Source organism: Clostridium sp. CX1 (assembly GCF_025398335.1).
Taxonomy (GTDB): Bacteria; Bacillota; Clostridia; order Clostridiales; family Clostridiaceae; genus Clostridium_AM; species Clostridium_AM tanneri.
In genome coordinates, this window is sequence record NZ_JAODOO010000006.1 from 140,722 (window position 1) to 165,241 (window position 24,520).

Sequence of the window (24,520 nt, forward strand, 5' to 3'; positions counted from 1 at the left end):
TATTAATAATATTAAAATATAATTTATAATTATTTACTAAGCTTCTTATAGATAAAATCTCCCATGCTCTGGAAAAGCTGCACAATCACAATGAGAATAACAACGGTATAAATCATCACATCTGTTTGGAATCTATAATATCCATATTTAATAGCTACATCTCCTAGTCCACCACCACCGATGGCACCAGCCATAGCGGAATATCCCACTACACTAATAACTGTTAAAGTAACTCCAAGTATTATTGATGGAATGGCCTCTTTAAGAATAACTTTAAAAATTATCTGCCAATTACTTGCTCCAAAAGACCTTGCAGCTTCAATTACTCCCGGATCTACTTCTTTCATAGCTGATTCTATTATTCTTGCTGCAAAAGGTGCAGCTGCTATAGTTAAGGGTACAATAGCTGCTGTAGTTCCTATGGTTTTTCCAACTACTAACTTGGTAAATGGGAATATAGCTATCATCAGTATTATAAAGGGGAAGGATCTTAGGATATTTATTATAAAATCTAAGCCTTTATAGACAACCTTATTTGGTTTTAACCCCTTTTCACTTGTAATAACGAGTATAATTGCAGGTATAAATCCTATAGCAACTGCTAAGATGGTAGAAACCATAACCATGTATAAAGTTTGCCCTAAGGCAGTCATTAGAACCTCTCTAAGCATTTTCAATCACCTCCCAAGCTATAGATTTTGAATTTAAAAACTGGCAAATATTTGTCTTGTTATCTTCTGTAGTATTTATAACAAGACTTCCTAACACGTTATCCCTGAATTTCTCCAGCTTTCCCCAAACTATTGAAAAGTCTATATTAAGTTCTCTAGCCATAGATGTTATAATCGCCTGCTGACTTTGTTCTTTCGGAAAGAATAATCTTATGTTGACCCCCTCCTCAGGCAACAGTTCCTCCTCTCCAAGCAGCTTTTCAAGATGCTTGTCTGGCTTTAAAAATAACTCCTCTGCATCACCTAAGCTTTTTATTTCCCCTTTATCCATAATGGCTACTTTTGAGCATATCTGTTTTACTACCTCCATCTGATGGGTAACAATAACAACTGTTATGTTTAGTTTTTCATTTATCTCTTTAATTAAATTAAGTATAGATTTTGTTGTATTTGGATCTAGTGCTGAAGTTGCCTCATCACATAATAAAACCTCTGGTTGAAGGGCAAGAGCTCTGGCTATAGCTACTCTTTGCTTTTGTCCTCCACTTAGGTCTCTTGGCATGCTGTTCATTTTATCCTTAAGTCCTACAAGTTCTAGCAAATTTGTAACTCTTGCATTTATTTCAGCTTTGCTATAGTTCCATACCTCTAGTGGAAGAGCTACATTTTCATATACATTTTTTCTATTTAAGAGATTAAAGCTTTGAAATATCATACCAAGCCCCTTTCTAAAGCTCCTTAATTCCCTTTCACTTAGCTCTTTTATTTCTTTACTCATAACTTTTATGCTGCCACTATCATAGCTTTCAAGCCCATTTAGACATCTTAAAAGAGTTGACTTTCCAGCACCACTATGTCCAACTATTCCTACAATTTCACCCCTTTTTATATCTAGACTTACCTCTTTTAAAACTTTTGTATTAGAAAAACTTTTATTTACATCTCTAATTTCAATCATCTAATTTCTCCTTCCTAATTATCTAAGCATACTTCCGTAATAACTTCTTAATTTACAGTGATAAATCATTAAAGTGCCACCTTTGTAAAATTTTACATTATTAAAGTAAAATTTGTATGTAATATCCAAGACCTACTTTAGTTGTGCCTAAGATAGTTGCCCGATATTGAATTCTAAAATTAAGCCTTTGGTACTACACTTCCTCAGAAGATAACTTCTAAGAGAATAGTAGATACACAAAAATTAAAGCCCGAGGAAAACCTCGAGCTTAAAATCTCAACGATATCCTCTCATCTTCCAGCTTACGCTGTAGGAATTAGCACCATTGTATTATTGTTTAAACAACAATACTGGTTGCTGGGCTTCATAGGGCCAGTCCCTCCACCTCTCTTGATAAGTACAAGTTCTTTATTTAATTTATGTTTTAAATTCTATCACTAGTTTTTTATATTGTCAATACTTTTCTATTCTTTAATAATGCCTATTTTTCTTACATAGCCTTTAGAATTTAAATTCAATTATGCCTAAAAAATTTATGTATTAGGAAGGTATATTATAAATAAAAAGCATCCATCTGCAGCTTTAGCTGTAGACAAAATTAAATAAAGTAATGTGGCTGTGGTTTTCACACCTAAGCCCAGTGCTTATAAGCAGAGTTCTTCTCTAATAATCTCTATAATCTGGGGAATACGATCACTAATAACAGGCGACAGTTCTAAATCATAAGTTATTTCAGCTGGTTCCACACCTACTATAATTACCTGTGGATTATATCCTAGTAATTTAGCATCTCCTATTATGTCTAGTATTTGTACATCATGTAGTGATGTATTTTCTCTTATGTAAGTTCCAAGCTGCTCTGGAGTGAGCTTATAAATAGTACCTGGAGAATGTCCACCTTTTAAACTATCTAAAACTATAACTTTTTCACTTCTTGCAAATACATCTAAGAGCTCTAGTATGCAGGTACCACCATCTATTAATTCCACATTATAAATAGTGTCATAATTCAATTTTTCCAGATGTTGAACTAGATGAACGCCAATACCATCATCCTTTAAAAGCAAATTACCTATTCCCAAAATAGTTGTATTTTTCATTAAAGCACACCACTAGGATTTGGAGCAGAGACTATAAAGCTTTTATCTACAGATTTATCTGGAGTCATTATATGAACTGCACAAGCAGTGCATGGATCAAAAGAGTGAACAATTCTTAACAATTCAACAGGGTTATTTACATCTTGAATTTTTACTCCAATTAAAGCTTGCTCCAAAGGTCCTCTTTGGCCCTTATGATCCATAGGTGAGGCATTCCAGCAAGTTGGTGTTATAACTTGATAATTTTCAATTATACTCTGAGTAGTTTTTGAAGGGTCTATACCATATTTAACATAATGAAGTAATGCACCTCTTGGTGCTTCAGTAGTTCCTATACCTTCTCCAGCAGTTATATAATCAAACTTATGCATTTTGGGATCATATAAATCAGGTTTATATGTATATCCTGTTGTTTGCTCTGAAGTTATAGTATATGGATTTAAGTTATCAATCCATATAGACAATGCATCTGCTATCTTTTTAGCTTCAAGCATTTTAGCTACATGTCTATCCATAACAGAAACACCATTTCTATAATCTCCATTTATCCACATTCTAGCAATAGGGCCTGCTTCATGAGGTATATTAGAATATCTTGTTGCTTTTACCCATGAATATGCACCAGCTTTATTAATATCTGGATTTGTACCCTCTGAATTTATACTTAACGGATTGCTTTCTTCATACCAAGAATATTTAGTAGATTCCTTGATTTTATTAAAATCTACAGTGAGAAGCTGCCCCTTAGTATATCTTCCGCTTCTGAATAAATTCTGCGATTTACCTCCTGCCTCCACTTCAAAAACCCCAAAGGAAATTAAGTTTCCATAGCCCTTACCTATATTAAAATAATCCTTATAAACCGATGCAACTTTTTGTACATCTTCATAATATTGATTATTTACAAAATCCTTAACCTCTGCCAGATAACTTTTATACTGATTAATTTCATCTGCAGTTGGTATTTTTGTTACTCCACCTGGCATTATGGATCTCACATGAGGAATTCTTCCTGCAAATAGTGCAATCATTTGATGGGCCTTACGTCTTATATCTAAAGCTTTCACATAATTATTAAAAATTTTACTACTTTCAGCTTTTGTAAATCTCATATCTGTATTATAACTAGTATGCCAAGGTGATTTGTCTGGTCCCTTAACATAATCTAGAAGTGATAAATGATAAAAATGCAGTATATGATCTGACACAAAGTTACCACCCTGAATTAAGTTTCTCATTATTTTAGCTTGACTTGAAGCAGTAAACTCTCTAGATGCTTCTAAGGCTTTAACCGCAGCCATTCCATGGGATACAGGACATAATCCGCATATTCTTTGGGTTATGTGTACAGCATCTCTTGGATCTCGATTCTTAAGCATTGCCTCAAATCCTCTAAACATATTTCCTGTGCTTTTTGCTCCAATAACTTTATTGTTATCATCTATCTCAACTTCAACCTTCATGTGTCCTTCTAATCTAGTAACAGGATCAAGTTTAACGGTTGCCATACTATCCCTTCCTTTTCCTTTAATTTATCATAAATATTTTTAACTAAGTTTGTCTTATGTAGTTGATGTTTATTATTTAAAACTATATATACTGCTAGCTGCAGCAACTCCATCAGGTGTGTATGTAGTATATGGAAAATTTGGACTAGAGCAGCCTATACAAATGCTTCCTGAACCCAAGCATCCTTTACTACAACTCCAATCCATTCCCCATAGTTTTGTATAGCAAGTGACTTTTACTTCACTATCATATCTTCCTCTGCAACCCATATTTTCAAAACACTTTCCGCAAGTTCCGAGTGTAGTAGCTTTACCGCTTTGCTGTGTTCTTAGAGGACAATTGGCTTTTCCTGTAGCACTGCTAGCTGCCCTTACATGTAGAGAATCTGCTGCATAAAAATCTTTTGGTCTTTTCCTAGAATCTTTAGCTAAAGTTTCACCTGCTAACAGCTTAGCTATAGTACCTCCAATAATATAAGGCTGTACTGGACAACCTGGTAAATTTATTATTTTATCACCATATTCAGTAAGAATCTCATCTACAGCTTTAACTTTTGTAATATTATCTCCTGCTCCTGAAACTCCTCTATAAGCAGAGCAAGTTCCTATTGCAATTATGCTGCTGGCATTTGCAGCAAAGTCTTTTAATGCTTGTAATGCTGTCCATGGTTTATCATCTTTCTCACCAATTATACAATAGGCTCCATCCTGACTAGTTGGAATTCCTCCTTCAACTACAAGGATATAACCACTGTTATTATATTCAGCATTAAGAATTTCCATAGACTCAGCGGCAGATGCAGTCATTAAAGTACTATGGTATTTTAAGTCTATTTTATTTATTAAAAGATCTTCTACCGTATACATAGTATCTACTTCGTTTTCTACCATATCTAAAAATGCTATAGTACAACCTGAGCAGCCTGCTGCCTGAAGCCAAACTACAGGTACGAATTGGGTATTATTTATAATTTCTTCCGCTTTAGCAAAGTCTATTTTCCCCATTCCTACAGCTACTCCAGAAGCTATCATCCACTTAAGAAAATTTCTTCTTGTCATGTTCATATGCTTTTTCCTCCTTCATTATAAAACAGGACCTTAATTTTAGTTAAAGACTAATATTAAAATCCTGTTTTAACCAACTTTTTACTTAAGTATTTTATTTATAGTACCTGTAGATATTATTCCTTCTCCGCCAAGTACATTGACTTTATTTGCTTTTAATAATTGAGACTTAACATATGAATTGTTACTATCTAAATCACTTGTATTTATTAATACGATTGGTGCTCCATTTGCTCCAGCTAAGGCTGAACCGCAAATTGCATCTGGGAAGTTTTCTCCTACTGATACATAAACGTTTGTGAAATCAAAGTTGCTGTTAAACTTGCTTACTACAGCTGTATTTGTTTCATATCTGTTATCACCAGAGATTCTTTCTGCTCCAGAAATACTGTTCAACACATTATCAGATATTGCTCCAGTACCACCTATAACATAAACCTTGCTCTTGTTATCATTTATGAATTTAATAACCTCTGAATTTATTTCATTGTTTCCAACTAGTAATATTGGGTTTCCATTTGCAGCTGCATATGAAGATATAGAAAGTGCATCTGCAAATCCTGTTCCTGCACATAAGAACACCTGACTTGCTTTATTAAGTTTTTGTGCTACTGCTAAGGAAGTTTCATATCTGTCCCTTCCACTAATTCTTTCTATATTTATATTCATAGATTTTAGTACATCTTCAACATTTACAGATACTGCGCCAGTACCACCTATTATGTATACCTTTTTAACTTGCAGCCTCTTTAATTCTTCTATAACAGTTAAATCAAGAACCCTACCTGAAGTTAATAGTATAGGTGCATTTAATTGTTTTGCTAAAGGAGTTGCACTTAAAGCATCTGCAAATTCTTCTCCACTAGCTAGAACTACATAATCAGAAGTTGTCCACTTATTTTGCGAAACCTTTACTGAGGTCTCGTATCTATTGTTTCCACCTAATCTTACTATACTTTGTTCTACCGGTATTTCTTTATCTGTAATAATATAATCACTATTATGTGTTATATCAAATTCTATATATCCATTTGTATCAATCTTTAATTGGCTAGCTATATTTTCAATTTTTCCGGTAGATTCATTATAATAATAAACTTCTATATTATTCTTATCTTTATTAGATATCCAATTAGTATCTAGTTTAAGCTTTATTTTGGATCTTCCTGGAAGTTGCCCATTATTTGCAAAGGATACTATCATAAGATCTTCATTGTTAACTTTACTAGATATTGCTTCTTTATTGATAGTTGCTGACTTATCTAGCGTATTTATATCAACTTTCATATCAATATCCTTGCTAGCTTCTGTAATATCCGCACCTTTAAAGCTCCACTGTATACCTGATTGTACAAAAGTTACTGTTTTATCAGTATTTTTAATTGCATCAAATATATCTTTTACAATGTTTTTATTTATTGATACATCAACTTGAATCTTAGAACCATTAGAAGCAGATTTAATAGCATTTATAACAGTTGAACTATTTGTATTTGATATATTAGTTGAGTTCCCTGAGGAACTTGATCCTCCACCGCCTCCTGAATGTTTTGTTTGTACTACAACTGTTCTGATTACTTCTGTAGCTGCGTTTCCAGCTGCATCACTAACATTGTAGTGAACTAAGTAAGTTCCCTCTACGGTTGTATTAATGGAATCTACTGGACTTCCATCCTTTGTATAAGTTACTACTGGAGCTAAGTTAGTATCCTTGTTATCAGTAACTGTCACACCTTCCTCAGTGTAATTTGTTCCAGTAGCTATCTTTACTAATGAGTTTCCTTTTAATGAAATTATTGGTGATATTCTATCTATTATTAAGTTACTAATTTCTGAATCACTGAGGATATTAAAACTTAAGTCTGTATAATATCCATCAACAAAATACTTATCAGATATTGGAGAATCCTCTTCACTTACCACATGCACTGTTCTAGTCACTTCTTCAGCTGCATTTCCATCTGAATCAGTAACTCCGTAATGAATCACATAGCTTTCTTCAAAGAGAGTAGAAATTGAGTTAACTAAATTACCATTCTTTGTAAAAGTAATCTTTGCAGATAAACTAGTATCTTTGTCATCTGCAATTGTTACTCCTGGGTCTATGTAACTTGTTCCAATTGATACATTTACAACTTGCTCCCCGTTTAATGTAATTACAGGTATTGTTTTTTCTTCTACATTTAATGGATTTTCTGCATTTACAGGTAAGTCCTCACTTGACGTACCTTCAGATAATGTTATACCTTCTGAATTAGATATATTTCCTTCCTCTACTGACGAAGCTTCATTGGATGTGCTTGCAGGTGATGTTGTACCCTCTGCATCTGCAACTGCTGCTCCTTCCTCTGTGGAACTTGCTCCAGGTTCTAGGTTAACAGTTGAGTCTCCATTTAATGTAATAACAGGTACTAATGCATCTACTGCAAATACTAGATTTTTCGGAAACAAAAATGCTACGCAGCTTAGAAATACTACAAAGGCTTTAGATATTTTTGTTTTTTGTTTTTACGAATCACATCGTGCCCTCCTTTTTACAATTGATAATGATACTTATTATCAATAATTTATTAAAAAATATATTAATATTCGTAACCAATATTAATATATTAATTAGCATATTCTTGGCAGTTGTTCACCAGAAGGCATATCAATAATTCTCTTTCCACCTATACTAGTGTTCATATAAACCTTATACCCTGTATCTTCTATTACTTTTCCTATTATTGCTGAATCAGCACCTAAAACATGCTTTCTCATTTCTTCTAATACTTTATCTGCATCTTTCTCTGGAACGAAGGCACATATTTTTCCTTCATTTGCAATATATAAAGGATCTAAACCTAAAAGTTCGCAAACTCCTGTAACTTCTTCTTTAACTGGAATAGCCTTTTCCTCTAGAACAATAGTTACTTCACTCATTTCTGCAATCTCATTTAATACAGCTGCAACCCCGCCTCTCGTAGCATCCCTTAGCATATGTGTTTCTGGACATATCTCTAATATAGAATCCACCAGTGAGTTCAAAGATGCGCAATCACTCTTTAAATCTCCCTCAATGCCAAGGCCGCTTCTTCCACTCATAATAGTTGCTCCATGGTCTCCTAATGTACCATTGACAATAACCAGATCACCTGGTTTAACATTATTGCTTCTGATATTAATTCCTTGATATTTTACTCCTATACCAGTAGTATTGATAAAAACTCCATCTGCACTACCTCTATCAACTACTTTAGTATCTCCTGTTACAATTTTTATACCTGCTTTATGAGCTTCCTCAGCCATAGACTTTACTATTATTTCTAGCTTTTCTAAAGAAAAGCCCTCCTCTATAATAAAGGCACTACTTAAATATAAAGGTTTGGCACCGCTAACAGCTAAGTCATTTACTGTACCGCAAACAGCCAGCTTTCCAATGTCTCCTCCATTAAAAAAAATAGGGTTTACGACAAAAGAATCTGTAGTGAATGCTAAATCCCTACTATCTAAAACAAGATGGGCTGCATCCTCTAATCTATTTAATATATCATTGTTAAAGTATTTTAAAAACAGTTCACTTATTAATTTATTTGTTTGCTTTCCACCACTGCCATGACTAAGTAATATTTTTTCTTCCATTCTACAATCCTCCATACCTATAGTAAGCTGCACAGCTTCCTTCAGAAGATACCATACAGGACCCAATTGGATTTTCTGGCGTACATACCTTTCCAAATAACGGACATTCCTTAGGCGTTATTTTCCCTTTCAGAATCTCACCGCACCTACAGCCTGGACTACCATCATATTCTTTCATTTCTACTTTGAAATGCTTTAAAGCATCAAAACTTTCATATTCACCATTTAAAGCATATCCGCTGTCCGCTATTATGCCAATTCCTCTCCATCTGCTTTCTATTTTCTTGAAAGCCTTTTCCAGATATTTTGTTGCGTTAGGATTCCCATCCGGTCTCACTATTCTCTTATATTCGTTTACAATTCTAGGCTTATTTTCAGCTATCATAGTTACAAGAGTAACCAGAGCTTTTAAAATATCAATTGGCTCAAAGCCAGCTATTACACCGGGAATTTTATATTCTTTACTTAAAAACTCATAGGGCTTTTCTCCTATAATTGCACTTACGTGCCCAGGTAAAAGAAACCCACTTATTTCTAATTCATCATCTACTACTAATGCTCTTATAGCTGGAGGAACTACTTTATGAGAAGTTAAAAACAATAAGTTATTAATTCCCAATTTTTTAGCTTCCACTGCTGTTACTGCAGTCATAGGAGTAGTAGTTTCGAAACCTACTGATAGAAAAACAACCTTCTTATCTGGATTTTCTTTAGCTAGAAACATAGCATCCATAGGAGAATATACTACTCTTATATCATCACCTTCTGCTTTTCTCTTTAACAAGGAAGTGTTTTTACCAGGCACTCTCATCATATCCCCAAAGGTTGCTATAATAACATCTTCTTTTAAAGACAATTGAAGTGCAGTATCTATATAGCTCTGAGGAGTGACACAAACTGGACATCCTGGTCCTGAGATAAGCTTTATATTAGATGGTAAAACGTGCCTTATACCATACTTAAATATAGACATAGTGTGAGTTCCACAGACCTCCATTATACTTATCTCTTCTTTTGTAATATTTTGCAAATCCCTTATAAGTTTTTTTGCATAAGCTTCATTTCTAAACTCGTCAACAAATTTCATCATAGTCTAACTCCCTTATGATTTTCAATGTTTTCTCCGCTTCTTCTTCATCTATAGTTTCAATAGCACAACCAGCATGTATTAAGACATATTCTCCAGCCTTAACCTCTGGTACTAAATGCAGAAATACTTCTCTTTTTATAGTTCCTATCTCCACAGTACCTATGCTGTCCTGAATTTTAACTATCTTTCCTGGAACTGAAAGACACACTCTAATTCCTCCCTTATATATTTAAACTGACTCTCTCTTTTTTCTTCTTTTTTCCTTAAAATAAAGTATCCATAAACTTAACTCATATAAAATAATTATAGGAAACACAATGGCAATAAAGGTTATAGCATCTGAAGATGGGACAAAACATAGCTCTAGTGCTATTGCTATGGCAACCACATATTTTCTCCATTTCATCAGTGTTTTTACAGATACTACTTGCTGCTTTGCTAAAAACAAAAAAACTAGCGGCATAGTACAAACTATTCCCATTACAATACAAAATATTCCTATAAAACTTAAATACATACTTCCAGATAAGATAGGGTTCATATAACTAGTACTATAACTTATAAGGAAATTGAGCACATGAGGAAGTACTAAAAAATATCCTATAAAGGTTCCACCTATAAAAAATGCCGACAAATAGAAAGCCATATAATTTAATATTTTTTTCTCTTTACTAGTTAACCCTGGAAATATAAATGCTCCTATTTGATAAAATATTATAGGACTAACCAATATAATTCCAGCAAGCAAAGAAACCTTAAATCTAGTCATAAATCCTTCTATTAAGGAAAAGTACACCAAGTCGAATTTTAATTCTTCTACTGGTCTCATAAAGATTTCTATTAATAGTAAAATCTTTTGATAGAGAATTACTGAAGCGATAAATATAGAGGCAAAACTTATAATCAATCTCTTTCTTAATTCTTGCAAATGTTCAATTACCGACATTTCAGTATTATCCATTTTATATGCCACCTCTTATAACTTTTCTATCACCCTTCTCCAATAAAAATATCCACCAAATACTTGTTTCAAATAATATAATCATAGGAAGAGAAACTATCATTAATGTAAAAATATCTGGAGTTGGTGTTATAAGGGCAACAAAGACTATTATTAAGATTATAGCTATCTTTCTTCTTTTCATTAGCATTCTAGAAGTAAGAAAACCAGTTCTCGATAATGCAACCAATACTAAGGGAAGTTCAAACACTAATCCTATTGATATTAGTAGGAGCGTGATAAAGGAAAAGTAATCACTTCCTCTAAGCGTTGCACTCATAAAATCATTGCCGCAGCTTATCAAAAATTCTATTGTGCTTGGTATTACAAACTTATATCCAAACAAAACTCCACCTAGAAAAGAAAAAGTAGCAAAAGGTATTATAACAAACCTTATTATTCTTTTAGTTTTTTTATGTAACTTTGAAGCTGCTAGTGACACAACTATGTAGGCTATTATTGGTATTGTTAGAATTATTCCTGTAAAAATAGCTATTTTTACTTTTGCCATAATACCATCCATTGGAGTTAAAAAGAATAAATTCATTCCCTTTAAAGGTTTTACAAGCACTTCTATTATATAATCACTAAAAGCGTATGTACCACAGGACACTATCACAGGAAGTAAAAGCATAAATATTATTTTTTTTCTATACTTATCAAGCCATCTAGCAGCCTGTATAATTTTATCGCTACTTATCATATTTCTGCTCCTTAACTGGTTTATTTATTAGATTCTATTTTTCTTCTTTATTAGTAACTATTTCATCACTAGTTAGCTCTCTGGATGCTTTCTTAAATTCATTTAAAGCCTTTCCCACAGCTGCACCTACTGATGGAAGCTTGCCTGGTCCAAATAAAATTAATGCAATTATTAGAACTAAAATTAACTCTGGAAATCCTAAACTTGGCATTCTTTATACCTCCTAAATTTATATTATATTTTTATTTTAATTTTTCTTTTTTAGCTTCTATTTTTTCTTTTAACCATCCACATAATTCTTCTATACCTTGTTCTTTTACACAAGATGTTTCAAATATCTTAGCATTTACATTTAAGGCTTTAATATCCTTATAGAATTCTTCCTTACTAAAGTTAGTAAACTCTATAAGATCTGTTTTATTTAATATTACTGCTTCACTTTTTTCAAACATTAAAGGATATTTTAAAGGCTTATCATTTCCCTCTGTAGTACTTAAAACTGAAATCTTTATATCTTCACCAATTTCAAATTCTGCAGGACACACCAAGTTACCTACATTTTCTATAACAAGGAAGTCTACCTGGTCAAGATTCAATGCATCTAAAGCACTCTTAATCATATCTCCATCAAGGTGACAAGCTCCACCTGTATTAATTTGTACTACTTCTACACCTTGTGCCTCTATTCTTTCAGCATCTTTTGTAGTATATATATCTCCTTCGATTACCGCTATCTTTAATTCATTTTTCAATGTTCCAATTATCTTTTCAAGTATTGAGGTTTTACCTGAACCTGGTGAGCTCATTAAATTAGCTACATATATTCCTTTTTCATCTAATCGCTGTTTATTTTTTGTTGTAATCTCCTCGTTTGTACTTAGTATATTAGTTATAACTTTTATTTCACTCATCTTATTTATCTCCTTCTATTGTGTCTATATATAATTCATGACCGGTTAATATGCTACTGCAAAATTTATTGCATTTTGGGCATAGTTTATTAAAATGTTCAATTTCAAATATAAGGTTACACTGATTACACTCTCCTGTAGCTTTTACCCTCTCAATAACCAATTCTGTATTTTCTAAAACTGTTTCCTTTGAGATTCCCTGAAAAGCGAACATTAGTGAATCTTTCGCTACTCCTGAGAAATCTCCTATCTTTAAAGAAATCTTGTTAATAGTTTTCAGTTTATTTTCTTCTGATTTTTTTAATACTATATCAATAACACTTTGAATAATAGAAACCTCATGCATAATCTTCAACTCACTTGTATCAAAATCTTTAGTTTTTCATTCTATAACTAACTTATCTCTTGTATTAGTTTATTAGCTATAGCTATTTGTCCTATAGAAACTCCACCGTCATTACAGGGTATACTCTTATTGGTATAAACTATGAATCCTGACTTATCTAATTTATCTATAAGCTTGCTTAATAAATATGAATTTTGGAAAACTCCTCCACTAAGGGCAACCTCCCTAATATTGGATTGCTCCCTTATAATCTCACACATTTTACAGGTGAAGCTAATTATTGTATTGTGAAATTTTGCAGCCATCTTTCCTTTTGATACCCCTGTTAACCTGTCAAGTAAAACAGCTTTTATAGTATCCTTAACTTCCACTATACTGCACCTTGATTTTATAATGGTATATGGATATTCATCTTTGCAATCTATTTCAATTTCTGCTTCCAATTCAATGGAAGCTTGACCTTCATAACTTATGATATCTCTTACTCCAATAATACTTGACACAGCATCAAATAATCTTCCCATGCTGGAAGTTTCTGGACAACTTATATTTGCATTCAAAATTGCAAGTATATTGTGGCAATCCTTTCCCCAGAGTTTATATAACACAGCTTCATAATTATCTTTCTGTATACTATTAGAATCTATAACTTCTGATTCTGCTAGAATAGTGTTTGTACTGTTAGCTTCCTTATCTTTAAAGGCATTATAAATATGTGCTACAGCCATCCTCCAAGGTTCCTTAATAGCCTTGTCTCCTCCTGGCATCTTGCTATATTCTAGATGTCCAACTCTATCAAACTCTTTACTATTACATATTAAAAACTCTCCGCCCCAAACCTTTCCATCAGTTCCATACCCAGTACCATCATAAGCAACACCTATCACTTTATTTTCTACTTTATTTTCAACTAGACAGCTTACTATATGGGCGTGATGATGCTGTACATGTACTTTGGGCAAATCTATGCTATTAGCATATACACTAGAAGAGTATGACGGATGCATATCGCAGGCAATATATCTAGGGCTAAAATCGAAAATATTTTCAAAATGCTCAATGTTTCTCTTATAGTGCTCATAAGTTTCAAGATTTTCTAAATCGCCATTATGTTGACTTAAAAATAAGAAGTTTTCCTTTGTAATACAAAAAGTATTTTTCATATTTGAACCACAGGCTAAAATTCCATTTTTGCAGTTCATCTTTATAGGTTCTGGAGCATAGCCTCTTGCTCTTCTCATCATTCTGCTTTCACCGCTTACTACTTTTACAACTGAATCGTCTACAGGTACATAAATATCTCTATTATGTAGAAGAAAATAATCAACTATACCTTTAAGCTTTTCTCTAGCACTTTCGTTTATATATTCAATTGGTAGTCCATGAATATTGGCACTAGTCATAATGAGTACTTCTATATCTCTTGAAAAGAGAAGATAATGAAGCGGCGTATAAGGAAGCATTACTCCTAATGTCTTCTGGTTTGGTGCAATGTTATCTGGAAGGTTATAATCGGCAATCTGGTCTAATACAACGATTGGCTTCCTGCTCCCAGTAAGAATTTTTTCTTCTTCCCAGTTAACTGTACAATATTTTCTAATACTTTCAATATCTCTTATCATTACAGCTAAAGGTTTATGGGGTCTATTTTTTCTTAGCCTTAAAAGCTCTATCGCTTTTTCATTTGTCCCATCGCATACAAGATGAAATCCTCCAAGTCCTTTTACAGCAAAAATCTTTCCTTCTTTAAGTTGTCCCTTAGTAAATTCTATAACATTCTCTGTAATTTGGTTTTTTCCATCAGCATCCTCCACCCAAATGTGAGGCCCACAGTTTTCACAGCCATTAGGTTGAGCATGAAATCTTCTATTTGTTGGGTCTGTATATTCTTCTAAACAATTACTGCACATTTCAAATTTTTTCATAGTGGTCTTATCCCTATCATAAGGGATTGATTTTATAATAGAAAATCTAGGTCCACAGTTTGTACAATTTGTAAAGGCATATTGGTATCTTTTATTTGAAATAGAGCCTATATCAGCAATGCACTGATCACAGGTAGCCATATCAGGAGATATTAAAGTTATTTTTTCACTTCTTTCCTCACTGTCTTTAATTATAAAATCGCTATAATTTGCTAGCTCTCTTTCCTCTATGTTGATATCTTCTATTTTTGAAAGAGGTGGTGGATTATTTTTTAATTTATATAAAAATTGTTCTAAAGCTCTTTCCTCGCCTTGAAGTTCTATGTATACCCCTTCAGAATTGTTATTTACCCAGCCCTTTATATCTAGAGAAACTGCCAAGTTATATACAAATGGCCTAAAACCTACTCCTTGAACAATACCTTCAACTTTTATAAAAATTCTTTTCATATAAAAAACTCATGCTCCTTAAATTTTATTTTTTAGTAATTCACTTGCAGCAAAATTAAGATTTGTATTATAAAAAGGTAACCCTAGCAATAAATTTTTTCCACTGCAATAAGACTTTTCCTTATTATCTAAATAAATAAGTATATTCTAAATTAATACATAAATATGCGTGCACATAAAAAATAGACAGATTAAATTTTCAAAAACTTCATCATGAAAATTCAATCTGCCTTTATAATATTTTAACTTCAATTAAGTAAGTTACTTTTATAAATATTTATATTCCTACATTTTATCACAAAGAATTTTTCACAAATAAATCAAGTGATATCTGTTATCATTTATTATCTTACTTCCTTCAAAGATAATTCTGTTACTTTATCTAACAAATCACTGTAAGACATATTTACAGCCTTTGCACCTTTAGGAAATAGACTATTCTTTGTCATTCCAGGTAAAGTATTTAACTCAAGCAGATAAGGTACGCCTTCCTTTATTATCATATCTACTCTTACGTATACACTACATTTTAGAACCTTCCAGCATTCTAATGCCATTTCTTCAATTTTCTTTTGTAAGCCTTCTTCAAATTGTACTACTATTTCATCTGAGCCGCCATCAGCATATTTTGCTGTATAGTCAAAGAATTCAGCTTTAGGTTTAATAGCTATTATAGCTATCATTTTTCCATCTAACATACAGCAAGTTATTTCATCGCCTTTTATATACTTTTCAATCATAACTTCCTTATCGTAATCTAATGCTAAGCTTACTGCACTTTCTATGTCTTCTTTTTTCTTAATCAAGTTTGTAGCTACACTAGAACCACCGCTATTTGGCTTTACGAACACTGGGTATCCCATCTTATCTATATAATCATAGTCTATCTCATCTACACTTCTAACGCATAACCAATCAGCAGTATTTATTCCTGACTGTCTTAGTATTCTTTTAGTTATATCCTTATCCATACATATTCCGCTGGTAAGTGGTCCACAGCCTGAGTATGGAATGTCCATTGTTTCCAGTACAGCTTGTATTGTTCCGTCCTCACCAAATTTTCCATGAAGAGCAATAAATGCAAAATCTATATCTTTAGCTTTTTCCATTACATCATCTTTTTTATCTATAACTATAGGAACAACCTCATATTTATCCTTATTAAAGTATTTAACTATTTCTTTCCCTGAGTTTAAAGATACTTCTCTTTCTGAGGATACTCCTCCCATAATAACTCCAATCTTCATTTTCATTCCTCCATACACCTTATTTACTTTTCTTAATAATATTGTATTAATATTATTGAAATAAGTTAAGTACCACCTTTCCTCTATTTTATAATAAAAGTGGCTTCATTAGTATAAGAAACTCAGCTTTTTTAAGAAGTACTGAAAATAAGCTAAACTATTTATGTATAACAGGCTATTTTAACTGTTGCAGTTTTGGATAAGTATGTTAAAGTAATAGTAGAACAATTAAATAAATTTTTGTGGGGGTGCCATAAGGCTGAGAAGAGTTTTTTCTAACCCTTTGAACCTGATCCGGTTAACACTGGCGTAGGGAAGCAAGTCGTATTATATCACTTTGTTACTATAAGTGTATTGCTTTTCCGCAATACACTTTTTTATTTTAAATTTATACAAAAGCCTGTCTTTTACCCTTCCTACTTTTTACCTATATCCGGTTCAAAGCAATTTTAGTCCAATTAGCTAACTCTCCCACGGCAAAGCAGAGGTGTTTAAAATGAAAAAAGTATTAACAATTGCCGGCTCAGATAGTTGTGGAGGCGCAGGTATTCAGGCTGATTTAAAAACTATGAGCTCCCTAGGTGTTTACGGAATGAGTGCAATTACTGCAATAACCGCACAAAATACAATAGGGGTTCAAAATGTCATGGAGGTTACAGAGGAGCTTGTGGAAGCTCAAATAAAATCTATCTTTGAGGACATAACTGTAGATGCTGTAAAAATTGGTATGGTATCAAATAGCAAAACTATAGAAATAATTAAAGCCTTACTAAAAAAATACAATGCTAAAAATATTGTATTAGATCCAGTTATGGTATCTAAAAGTGGTTATTTTTTATTAAAACCTGAGGCAGAATCAGCCATAAAGAATCTTATATCCATTGCAGAGGTGGTAACACCAAATATTCCTGAGGCGGAAGTGCTAACTGGAATGAAAATACAAAATGCTGAAGAGATGAAGACTGCAGCATTAAAAATAAAGGAACTTGGAGCAAAAAATGTATTAATAAAAGGTGGTCATAGATGCAATGATGCCAACGATATACTTCTTTCTGGAGATAAATTTATAACCCTTGAAGGTCATAGAATAGAAACTCAAAACACTCATGGTACAGGCTGTACCTTGTCCTCAGCTATAGCATCTTACCTAGCTAAAGGGAACTCTGTAGAAGAAGCAGTTTCCCTATCCAAACAATATATAACTAGGGCTATAGAAAATTCTTTTTCTATAGGCCATGGTGTTGGCCCTGTAGGTCATTTTATAGAGGTTTATAAAAAAGCAAAGATTTCTTATGAATAAAATATAAATATTTTGGGGGAATGAAAATGAGTAATAACTTTGAAAACACTTATATTAAAGAAGTATGTAATACTTTCACTGAACTTAGAAGCAAGGTTCCGCTTGTTCAATGTATAACTAACTACGTAACAATAAATGACTGTGCCAACGTACTTTTAGCTTATGGAGCTTCACCTGCTATGTGTGAAGCCTATGATGAGGTTTTTGATTTTACTAAAATTTCATCTGCTTTATACTTAAATGTTGGAACTTTGACTAAGGAACAGGAAGAAGCAGCGGTGCTCTCTAGTATATCTGCAAAAATGAATAATGTTCCTGTTGTATTAGATCCTGTGGCTTGTGCAGCTATTCCAAGAAAACTTTCTGTAATAAATAGAATTTTAGAGCTTGGAAGAGTTGATGTTGTTAAAGGTAATATTGGAGAAATAAAATTTTTAGCTGGAAAATCCTCTGAAGTTCGTGGTGTTGATTCCTTAGATAATGGTGACGATGCCTTAGATGCCTGCATTGCACTAGCACAAAAATATAATTGTGTAGTTGCAGCTACTGGAAAAAAGGATTACATAACTGACGGTATTCGTAGTGCAATTATTGAAAATGGCACCGAAATGTTAACCAAAGTAACTGGTGCTGGATGTATGGTTGGAGCTCTTTGCGGGGGCACAGCTGCCGTATCTCAAGATAAATTTATATCCACTGTAACAGCAATTCTTTCGATGAATTTAGCAGGGGAAGAAGCTCATGAAATAGCTAAGGCTCCTGGAAGCTTTAGAGTAAAACTAATTGACTGTATTTATACGCTAACAGAAGAAAAACTTATGGAAGAAGGTAGAATAACATGGAAATAGACTATAGCTTATACCTTATAACTGATAGAAGTTTTCTAAAGGGCAGAAGTTTAAAAACTGTAGTAGAAGATTCAATACTTGGCGGTGCCACCATGGTTCAAGTTAGAGAAAAGAACATTTCCACAAGAGAATTTTTTAAGGTTGCTTTAGAAGTAAAAGAAGTAACAGACCATTACAAGATTCCATTTATAATAAACGACAGAATAGATATTGCGCAGGCTATAAATGCAGATGGAGTTCATCTTGGTCAAGATGATATGCCTCTAAAAATTGCTAGAAAAATATTAGGTAAAAATAAGATTATAGGCATTTCCGCAGGAACTTTAGAGGAAGCTTTAGAAGCAGAAAGAGATGGAGCAGACTATTTAGGTATTGGTGCCATATTCTACACTGGAACAAAAAAAGACATAGATGTACCGCTAGGAATAGAGACCCTAAAAGATATTTACCAGAATATCAATATACCTGCTGTAGCTATTGGCGGCATAAATGAAAATAACTTCAGGGAAGTTTTAGCTACTGGAGTAAATGGAATCTCCATTATATCAGCAATACTAGGAAAAGAAGATATTAAAGCTGCAGCAAGATCATTAAAATTATAAGTTTGTCTTCATTTTTCTCATAATAAAGAAATAGTTCGTAGTTTTCTTCATAGGAATACTTTAAAACTGCGAACTGTTTCCTTAATTCTAACAAATACCATACTTTTCTTTACGATACCTACTGTAAAAGTTTATGAAACACCAATAAAAATCCTATGCTATATTATCAACAAATATACCATTTCTTTTACACATATCAGCAAACATATCAAGTATTTTCTCCGACGGAATTTCTCTTATAACTTCTTTTGTGTTATTATTTACAATTTTTATTATAAGATCTTTAGTCTCTTCATGAATGGAATATTGAACACTGGTATTACTTGCAGACAACTCTTTATCTGCCTTTCTCCAAGACTCTATTAGAGGCTCATATTCAGATTTAGAGTTACTAGCCTTTGTATTCTCGTAGTTATTTTCATAATTATTTTCATTACCGCTGCACTGAATATTGCCCATTTCAAATAATTGAGTATCTGAAACCTGTACCTTCAAATTGCCCCCTCCTAACTCACAAAACTTTAATGTACATAACTACATTCGATTTTATTTGCTCATTTTCTACATTATATTATATTTTATTATAATCATATTGAAAATACCCACTTTTCGATATTTTATGTAAAAGTGGATATAGTTACATAAAATTAAATAATAATATAGCCTTTTCTAAACTTATAGTAAAAAATTCTATAAAATTTTATTTCACTACTTTACAAATTTAATACGCTAAAGTATAATAGGTATTGTAATTAAATAATTAAAAAGGCGGGGATTCAAAAATGAAAAAAAAATTATCAATTTTAACTATAGCAGTACTTTCCATAGGTCTTATACTTTCAGGATGTGGCAATAGTAAACAAGCTAATGGTAGCCAAGCTCAAGATAGTTCCTTAAAAGAGATTAAAGAAAAAGGAGAATTTGTTGTTGGGCTTGATGACAGCTTTCCACCAATGGGATTTAAAGACGATAAAGGAGAAATTGTTGGCTTTGATATTGATTTAGCAAAGGAAGCTGCAAAGAGAATGGGTGTAAAGGCTGTATTTAAACCTGTTCAATGGGATGGTGTTCTACTTAGCTTAAATAATAAGGACATAGATGTAATTTGGAATGGTTTAACTATAACAGACAAAAGAAAAGAACAGATAGCTTTTTCAAATGTATATCTTCAAAACAAACAAATTATTGTTGTAAAAAATGATTCTACTATAAAAGGTAAAAAAGACTTATCTGGTAAGGTAGTTGGTATTCAACTAGGAAGCAGCAGTGAAACTGCTTTAACAGCTGATAAGGAAACTTCAAGTGCATTAAAGGATACTAGAAAATATTCAAATAATACAGAGGCTTTAATGGATTTAAATCAAGGCCGTGTAGATGCAGTAATTGTTGACGAAGTAGTAGGAAGATACTACATATCTAAAAAACCTGGCTTGTACAAGGTTCTTGATGAAGATTTCGGAAAAGAAGATTATGGCGTAGGTATAAGAAAGAATGATAATAGCTTTAAAGAAGAACTTAATAAAACTCTAGATGCTATGAAGGCTGACGGAACAGCAGATAAAATATCTCAAAAATGGTTTGGAAAAGATATAATTACAAAATAACTAGTTAGGAAGTGGTTTTAATGGCTAATCTTATGGATATTACAGGATTTATACTAAAAGGGAGCATAATAACCTTAGAGTTATTTATAATAGTAGCAGTTTGTTCAGTACCCCTAGGCATTCTTGTAGCCTTAGGGAAAAATTCAAAAATTAAACCATTGAAGGCAGTTTTAAGCTTATATACATGGGCTTTTAGGGGCACCCCTTTACTTCTTCAACTTTTCTTCACATACTTTGGTCTTCCTGTAGTAGGCATAAGATTAACACCATTAACTGCCGCTAGCATAGCTTTTACTGTAAACTATGCAGCATACTTAGCTGAAACCTTTAGAGCTGGTATTGAATCAGTTGATAGAGGTCAATTTGAGGCAGCCAAAGCTCTTGGAATGAACTATCGTCAAACTATGATAAGAATAATACTTCCCCAGGCAGCAAGGAATGTTATTCCTCCTGTCTGTAATGAAGCCATAAATCTTATAAAGGATACGGCACTAGTTGCAGCTATAGGTATCGGTGATTTGCTCAGGGCTGCTAAGGAAGTGGTTACAAGAGATTTTACTATAACACCATTTATAATAGCTGCCGCTGTATATCTTTTGATCACATCATTATTAGTGCTGATGTTTAGAAAATTAGAAAAGAAGTACTCATTTTATTAATCTTATATAGAAATGCAAAAAATTGTAATGAACAGGTTCTAGTTACCTACTGCTAACAGAACTTGTTTTTTCTTTTCCATTTTCATTACCAGTATTGTCCAAACACTCTTTTAAACATTCTTCAATAACATCCATTGGAATTTGAAAACCTTTGTTTTTATTCATAAATAATCCCTACCTTTCTTTATAATTTATTGACACTGTAAAATATTACCACCATATCTTGCAATTGTCAATTAGTGTTTCATGAAATAAATTCTATACTATTTTATACTCACAGTATATTTCTATTCCTATAAAAATGTTACTCTAATATATCATAATGAGTTTTTTTTGTATATGAAAAATGCTTTCCATTTAATAAATATTTTTTCAGATTTGATATAACCTTTCTTAACAACCAGTAATAATATATATATATACTGTAAAATAAAAGAAGGTGATTAATTTTGAAAGCTGATGCAGTTTTTGAAGGCGGAGGTATGAGAGGGATTGGAATTATTGGTGCTTTAAATTACATGGAAACCCAAGGATATCACTGGCAAAGAGTTGCAGGTACCTCTGTTGGTGCTGTAGTCGCAGCCCTTCTAGCTGCAGGTTACACCGCTAAGGAAATGAACAAAATATTATCGGAAATGGATTTTAGAGACTTTTTGGATAAAAATGGCCTTCAACGTCTTCCTTTACTAGGAAAAGCCCTTGGTTTTTTAGTGGAAAAGGGAATTTACTCTGGAGACTATGTTGAAGAATGGATTCATAAACTTTTAAAAAAGAAAGGCATAAGAAAATTTAAGGATGTTACTACTAATGGAGAATGCAGACTTAAGATAGTAGCTTCAGATATAACTAAACGAAAAACTTTGATACTTCCAGATAACTTACCAGACTACGGAATAGATCCTATGAAGTTTTCAATAGCAAAAGCTGTAAGAATGAGCATAAGCATTCCCTTTTACTTTAAACCTGTTGAATTCTTACACGCAGATGGCTTAAGCTATATAGTTGATGGTGCTGTTTGCTGCAACTTTCCAATAAGCATATTTGATGTTAAAGGAACTCCTCGCTGGCCGACAATTGGCTTTAAATTCGATAGCACTGAGATAAGTAACACTAAACAAGGAAAGAAAGATCCTATCTCCTTTTTATTTGATATTGCAGGTACTATGTCTGCTGAAAAGAATAGAGAGTGGTTGAAAGAGGAAAATCTAATTAGAACTGTACTTATTCCTACTCTTGGCGTTAACCCTACAGACTTTTATTTATCCAAAAGTCAAAGCCTAAAACTGTTCAAATCCGGATACAGGAGTGCCGCCAAATTTCACAAGAGTTGGAACTACGAAGAATACTTAGGAAAATACAGGCATACTAATACTAACTCAAAGCTTTTGCTTCCTTAAAATAAAAGCATTACAACATATAAGTATGCTGCAACACAAAGGGGCCTTAAAAATTAGATTGGGCAGCCTGTGTATGTATGCAGAGGTGTACTGCGTAGAAAGCTTATTCCCGAAATGAGGGCTTTCAAGCAGTATACCTCTATCAAACACACCGGTATTTAGTGCTCTAAACTTTTGTTACGTATAATACTTCTATTTTTCTCTTGTTGAGTATATTTCTGCTATCTTAACAATAACTTCAACTGCTTTTTCCATAGCAAAAGTTGGGATATACTCAAATCTACCGTGGAAATTATGTCCACCAGTAAATAAATTTGGTGTTGGAAGTCCCATGAATGAAAGTCTTGCTCCATCAGTACCACCTCTTATAGGTCTAACTAATGGCTTTATTCCTACTGACTCCATAGCTTCGAAAGCTATATCTACAATATATTTTACAGGCTCAACCTTTTCTTTCATGTTTCTATATTGCTCTTTTATTTCAACTGATACAAAATCAAATCCATACTTTTCATTTATTTTCTTAACAGCTTCTTCTATGAAAGCTTTTCTATTTTCAAATCCTTCTGCATCAAAATCTCTGATTATATAATTAAGCTCAGTTTTCTCGATACCGCCATTTATAGCTAATAGGTGATAGAAGCCTTCATAACCTTCAGTTGTAGCTGGAGTTTCATTTGCAGGAAGCATGTTTATAAATTCATTTGCTACAAGTATTGAGTTTATCATCTTATCTTTAGAATATCCTGGGTGGAAGTTTCTTCCCTTTATTATAACTTTAGCACTTCCAGCATTAAAGTTTTCATACTCTAATTCTCCGATTACTCCGCCGTCAACAGTATATGCTAAATCAGCATTAAATTTCTTTACGTCAAAGTGATCTGCTCCACGGCCAATCTCTTCATCTGGAGTAAATCCAACACGAATATCACCATGCTTAATTTCTGGATGTGCTATTAAGTATTCTATAGCAGACATTATTTCAGCAATACCAGCCTTGTCGTCTGCTCCAAGTAATGTTGTTCCATCAGTAGTTATTAGAGTTTTACCTACGTAATCTTTTAACTCTGGAGATTCTTCAACACGAAGAACAATATTTTCTTTTTCGTTTAAAACTATATCTCCTCCGTCATAGTTTTCAACGATTTTAGGATTTACATTAGTACCACACATTTCTGGACTTGTATCCATGTGCGCTATAAAACCGATTACAGGGACATTTTTATCAACATTTCCTGGAAGAGTAGCCATGACATATCCGTTATCATCCACAGATACATCCTTCATTCCCATTTCTTTCAGCTCTTTTACTAATTCCTCTGCTAATACCAATTGCTTTGAAGTACTTGGAACAGTATTAGACTCTTCATCTGACACAGTATCAATCTTTACATATTTTAAAAACTTTTCAATAACCTTTGACATTTAATTCCCTCCCTATAATTTGATAATATCTAATTGAGTTTCTTTACAAATTATATCACTATTATCCTAAAATGACAATTTACTGTGATA

The 24,520-nt window shown here is 32.8% G+C and carries 25 protein-coding genes and 2 riboswitches; of the genes, 6 read left to right on the plus strand and 19 right to left on the minus strand.

Features of this window, described 5'->3' with window-relative positions:
- Positions 1-29: 29 nt before the first annotated feature.
- The 16 genes from N4T77_RS08690 to N4T77_RS08765 form a co-directional block, all read right to left on the minus strand.
- Positions 30-671: a methionine ABC transporter permease gene (locus N4T77_RS08690; RefSeq protein WP_261671376.1), complete on the minus strand. Its 642-nt coding sequence runs from the start codon at positions 669-671 to the stop codon at positions 30-32.
- Positions 664-1,629 (minus strand): methionine ABC transporter ATP-binding protein, encoded by a 966-nt coding sequence (locus N4T77_RS08695; protein ID WP_261671377.1) that lies wholly within the window; start codon positions 1,627-1,629, stop codon positions 664-666. Before N4T77_RS08695 ends, N4T77_RS08690 begins: the two co-directional genes overlap by 8 nt.
- 287 nt (positions 1,630-1,916) lie before the next feature.
- Positions 1,917-2,029, minus strand: a riboswitch (SAM riboswitch).
- A 244-nt stretch (positions 2,030-2,273) separates the two neighbouring features.
- Positions 2,274-2,729 (minus strand): HyaD/HybD family hydrogenase maturation endopeptidase, encoded by a 456-nt coding sequence (locus tag N4T77_RS08700; RefSeq protein WP_261671378.1) that lies wholly within the window; start codon positions 2,727-2,729, stop codon positions 2,274-2,276.
- Positions 2,729-4,237, minus strand: coding sequence for a nickel-dependent hydrogenase large subunit (locus tag N4T77_RS08705; RefSeq protein ID WP_261671379.1), 1,509 nt, complete (start codon positions 4,235-4,237; stop codon positions 2,729-2,731). Before N4T77_RS08705 ends, N4T77_RS08700 begins: the two co-directional genes overlap by 1 nt.
- A gap of 72 nt (positions 4,238-4,309) precedes the next feature.
- Positions 4,310-5,302, minus strand: coding sequence for a hypothetical protein (locus tag N4T77_RS08710; protein WP_261671380.1), 993 nt, complete (start codon positions 5,300-5,302; stop codon positions 4,310-4,312).
- An 81-nt stretch (positions 5,303-5,383) separates the two neighbouring features.
- Positions 5,384-7,753 (minus strand): cell wall-binding repeat-containing protein, encoded by a 2,370-nt coding sequence (locus N4T77_RS08715; RefSeq protein WP_261671381.1) that lies wholly within the window; start codon positions 7,751-7,753, stop codon positions 5,384-5,386.
- A gap of 162 nt (positions 7,754-7,915) precedes the next feature.
- The gene (gene hypE, locus N4T77_RS08720; protein WP_261671382.1) at positions 7,916-8,923 is read right to left on the minus strand and encodes a hydrogenase expression/formation protein HypE; all 1,008 of its coding nucleotides are present in this window, start codon (positions 8,921-8,923) and stop codon (positions 7,916-7,918) included.
- Between the two features lies 1 nt (position 8,924).
- A complete protein-coding gene (gene hypD / locus N4T77_RS08725) occupies positions 8,925-10,010 on the minus strand; it encodes a hydrogenase formation protein HypD (RefSeq protein ID WP_261671488.1) in 1,086 nt (361 codons plus the stop codon).
- On the minus strand, positions 9,997-10,221 hold the full coding sequence (locus N4T77_RS08730; RefSeq protein ID WP_261671383.1) for a HypC/HybG/HupF family hydrogenase formation chaperone: 225 nt from the start codon (positions 10,219-10,221) through the stop codon (positions 9,997-9,999). Before N4T77_RS08730 ends, hypD begins: the two co-directional genes overlap by 14 nt.
- A 21-nt stretch (positions 10,222-10,242) precedes the next feature.
- Complete coding sequence (gene tatC / locus N4T77_RS08735) at positions 10,243-10,974, minus strand: twin-arginine translocase subunit TatC (protein WP_261671384.1); 732 nt, start codon at positions 10,972-10,974, stop codon at positions 10,243-10,245.
- A 1-nt stretch (position 10,975) separates the two neighbouring features.
- The gene (gene tatC / locus N4T77_RS08740; RefSeq protein WP_261671385.1) at positions 10,976-11,716 is read right to left on the minus strand and encodes a twin-arginine translocase subunit TatC; all 741 of its coding nucleotides are present in this window, start codon (positions 11,714-11,716) and stop codon (positions 10,976-10,978) included.
- A 34-nt stretch (positions 11,717-11,750) separates the two neighbouring features.
- Positions 11,751-11,927, minus strand: a complete 177-nt coding sequence (tatA, locus tag N4T77_RS08745; RefSeq protein ID WP_261671386.1) for a twin-arginine translocase TatA/TatE family subunit — start codon at positions 11,925-11,927, stop codon at positions 11,751-11,753.
- A gap of 31 nt (positions 11,928-11,958) precedes the next feature.
- Positions 11,959-12,627 (minus strand): hydrogenase nickel incorporation protein HypB, encoded by a 669-nt coding sequence (hypB, locus tag N4T77_RS08750; protein ID WP_261671387.1) that lies wholly within the window; start codon positions 12,625-12,627, stop codon positions 11,959-11,961.
- A 1-nt stretch (position 12,628) separates the two neighbouring features.
- A complete protein-coding gene (hypA, locus tag N4T77_RS08755) occupies positions 12,629-12,973 on the minus strand; it encodes a hydrogenase maturation nickel metallochaperone HypA (protein WP_261671388.1) in 345 nt (114 codons plus the stop codon).
- Between the two features lie 47 nt (positions 12,974-13,020).
- Positions 13,021-15,348 carry a carbamoyltransferase HypF gene (hypF, locus tag N4T77_RS08760; protein WP_261671389.1) on the minus strand — a complete coding sequence of 776 codons (2,328 nt, stop codon included), beginning with the start codon at positions 15,346-15,348 and terminating at the stop codon, positions 13,021-13,023.
- A gap of 344 nt (positions 15,349-15,692) precedes the next feature.
- Positions 15,693-16,595 carry a D-alanine--D-alanine ligase gene (locus N4T77_RS08765; protein ID WP_261671390.1) on the minus strand — a complete coding sequence of 301 codons (903 nt, stop codon included), beginning with the start codon at positions 16,593-16,595 and terminating at the stop codon, positions 15,693-15,695.
- 234 nt (positions 16,596-16,829) lie between these two features.
- Positions 16,830-16,929: riboswitch (TPP riboswitch) on the plus strand.
- A 162-nt stretch (positions 16,930-17,091) separates the two neighbouring features.
- On the opposite strand from N4T77_RS08765, the gene thiD reads away from it, so the two are divergent.
- From thiD to thiE, 3 genes are read left to right on the plus strand one after another with little or no spacing between them, the layout of a single operon-like run.
- Positions 17,092-17,895: a bifunctional hydroxymethylpyrimidine kinase/phosphomethylpyrimidine kinase gene (gene thiD, locus N4T77_RS08770; protein ID WP_261671391.1), complete on the plus strand. Its 804-nt coding sequence runs from the start codon at positions 17,092-17,094 to the stop codon at positions 17,893-17,895.
- Positions 17,896-17,921: 26 nt separating this feature from the next.
- Positions 17,922-18,743 (plus strand): hydroxyethylthiazole kinase, encoded by an 822-nt coding sequence (thiM, locus tag N4T77_RS08775; RefSeq protein WP_261671392.1) that lies wholly within the window; start codon positions 17,922-17,924, stop codon positions 18,741-18,743.
- A complete protein-coding gene (gene thiE, locus N4T77_RS08780; RefSeq protein WP_261671393.1) occupies positions 18,734-19,345 on the plus strand; it encodes a thiamine phosphate synthase in 612 nt (203 codons plus the stop codon). Before thiM ends, thiE begins: the two co-directional genes overlap by 10 nt.
- Before the next feature lie 153 nt (positions 19,346-19,498).
- On the opposite strand, the gene N4T77_RS08785 is transcribed toward thiE, so the two are convergent.
- Positions 19,499-19,840 (minus strand): flagellar protein FlaG, encoded by a 342-nt coding sequence (locus N4T77_RS08785; protein ID WP_261671394.1) that lies wholly within the window; start codon positions 19,838-19,840, stop codon positions 19,499-19,501.
- Between the two features lie 287 nt (positions 19,841-20,127).
- Between N4T77_RS08785 and N4T77_RS08790 the strand changes: the two genes are divergently transcribed.
- Both N4T77_RS08790 and N4T77_RS08795 read left to right on the plus strand, forming a co-directional pair.
- A complete protein-coding gene (locus tag N4T77_RS08790) occupies positions 20,128-20,949 on the plus strand; it encodes an amino acid ABC transporter substrate-binding protein (RefSeq protein WP_261671395.1) in 822 nt (273 codons plus the stop codon).
- Positions 20,950-20,969: 20 nt separating this feature from the next.
- The gene (locus tag N4T77_RS08795; RefSeq protein ID WP_261671396.1) at positions 20,970-21,608 is read left to right on the plus strand and encodes an amino acid ABC transporter permease; all 639 of its coding nucleotides are present in this window, start codon (positions 20,970-20,972) and stop codon (positions 21,606-21,608) included.
- A 42-nt stretch (positions 21,609-21,650) separates the two neighbouring features.
- On the opposite strand, the gene N4T77_RS08800 is transcribed toward N4T77_RS08795, so the two are convergent.
- The gene (locus N4T77_RS08800) at positions 21,651-21,773 is read right to left on the minus strand and encodes a hypothetical protein (protein ID WP_261671397.1); all 123 of its coding nucleotides are present in this window, start codon (positions 21,771-21,773) and stop codon (positions 21,651-21,653) included.
- A 284-nt stretch (positions 21,774-22,057) separates the two neighbouring features.
- Here N4T77_RS08800 and N4T77_RS08805 point away from each other — a divergent pair, with 284 nt between their 5' ends.
- Positions 22,058-23,005: a patatin-like phospholipase family protein gene (locus N4T77_RS08805; RefSeq protein WP_261671398.1), complete on the plus strand. Its 948-nt coding sequence runs from the start codon at positions 22,058-22,060 to the stop codon at positions 23,003-23,005.
- 192 nt (positions 23,006-23,197) lie between these two features.
- Here N4T77_RS08805 and pepT read toward each other — a convergent pair whose 3' ends face one another.
- The gene (gene pepT / locus N4T77_RS08810) at positions 23,198-24,430 is read right to left on the minus strand and encodes a peptidase T (RefSeq protein ID WP_261671399.1); all 1,233 of its coding nucleotides are present in this window, start codon (positions 24,428-24,430) and stop codon (positions 23,198-23,200) included.
- Positions 24,431-24,520 lie beyond the last annotated feature (90 nt).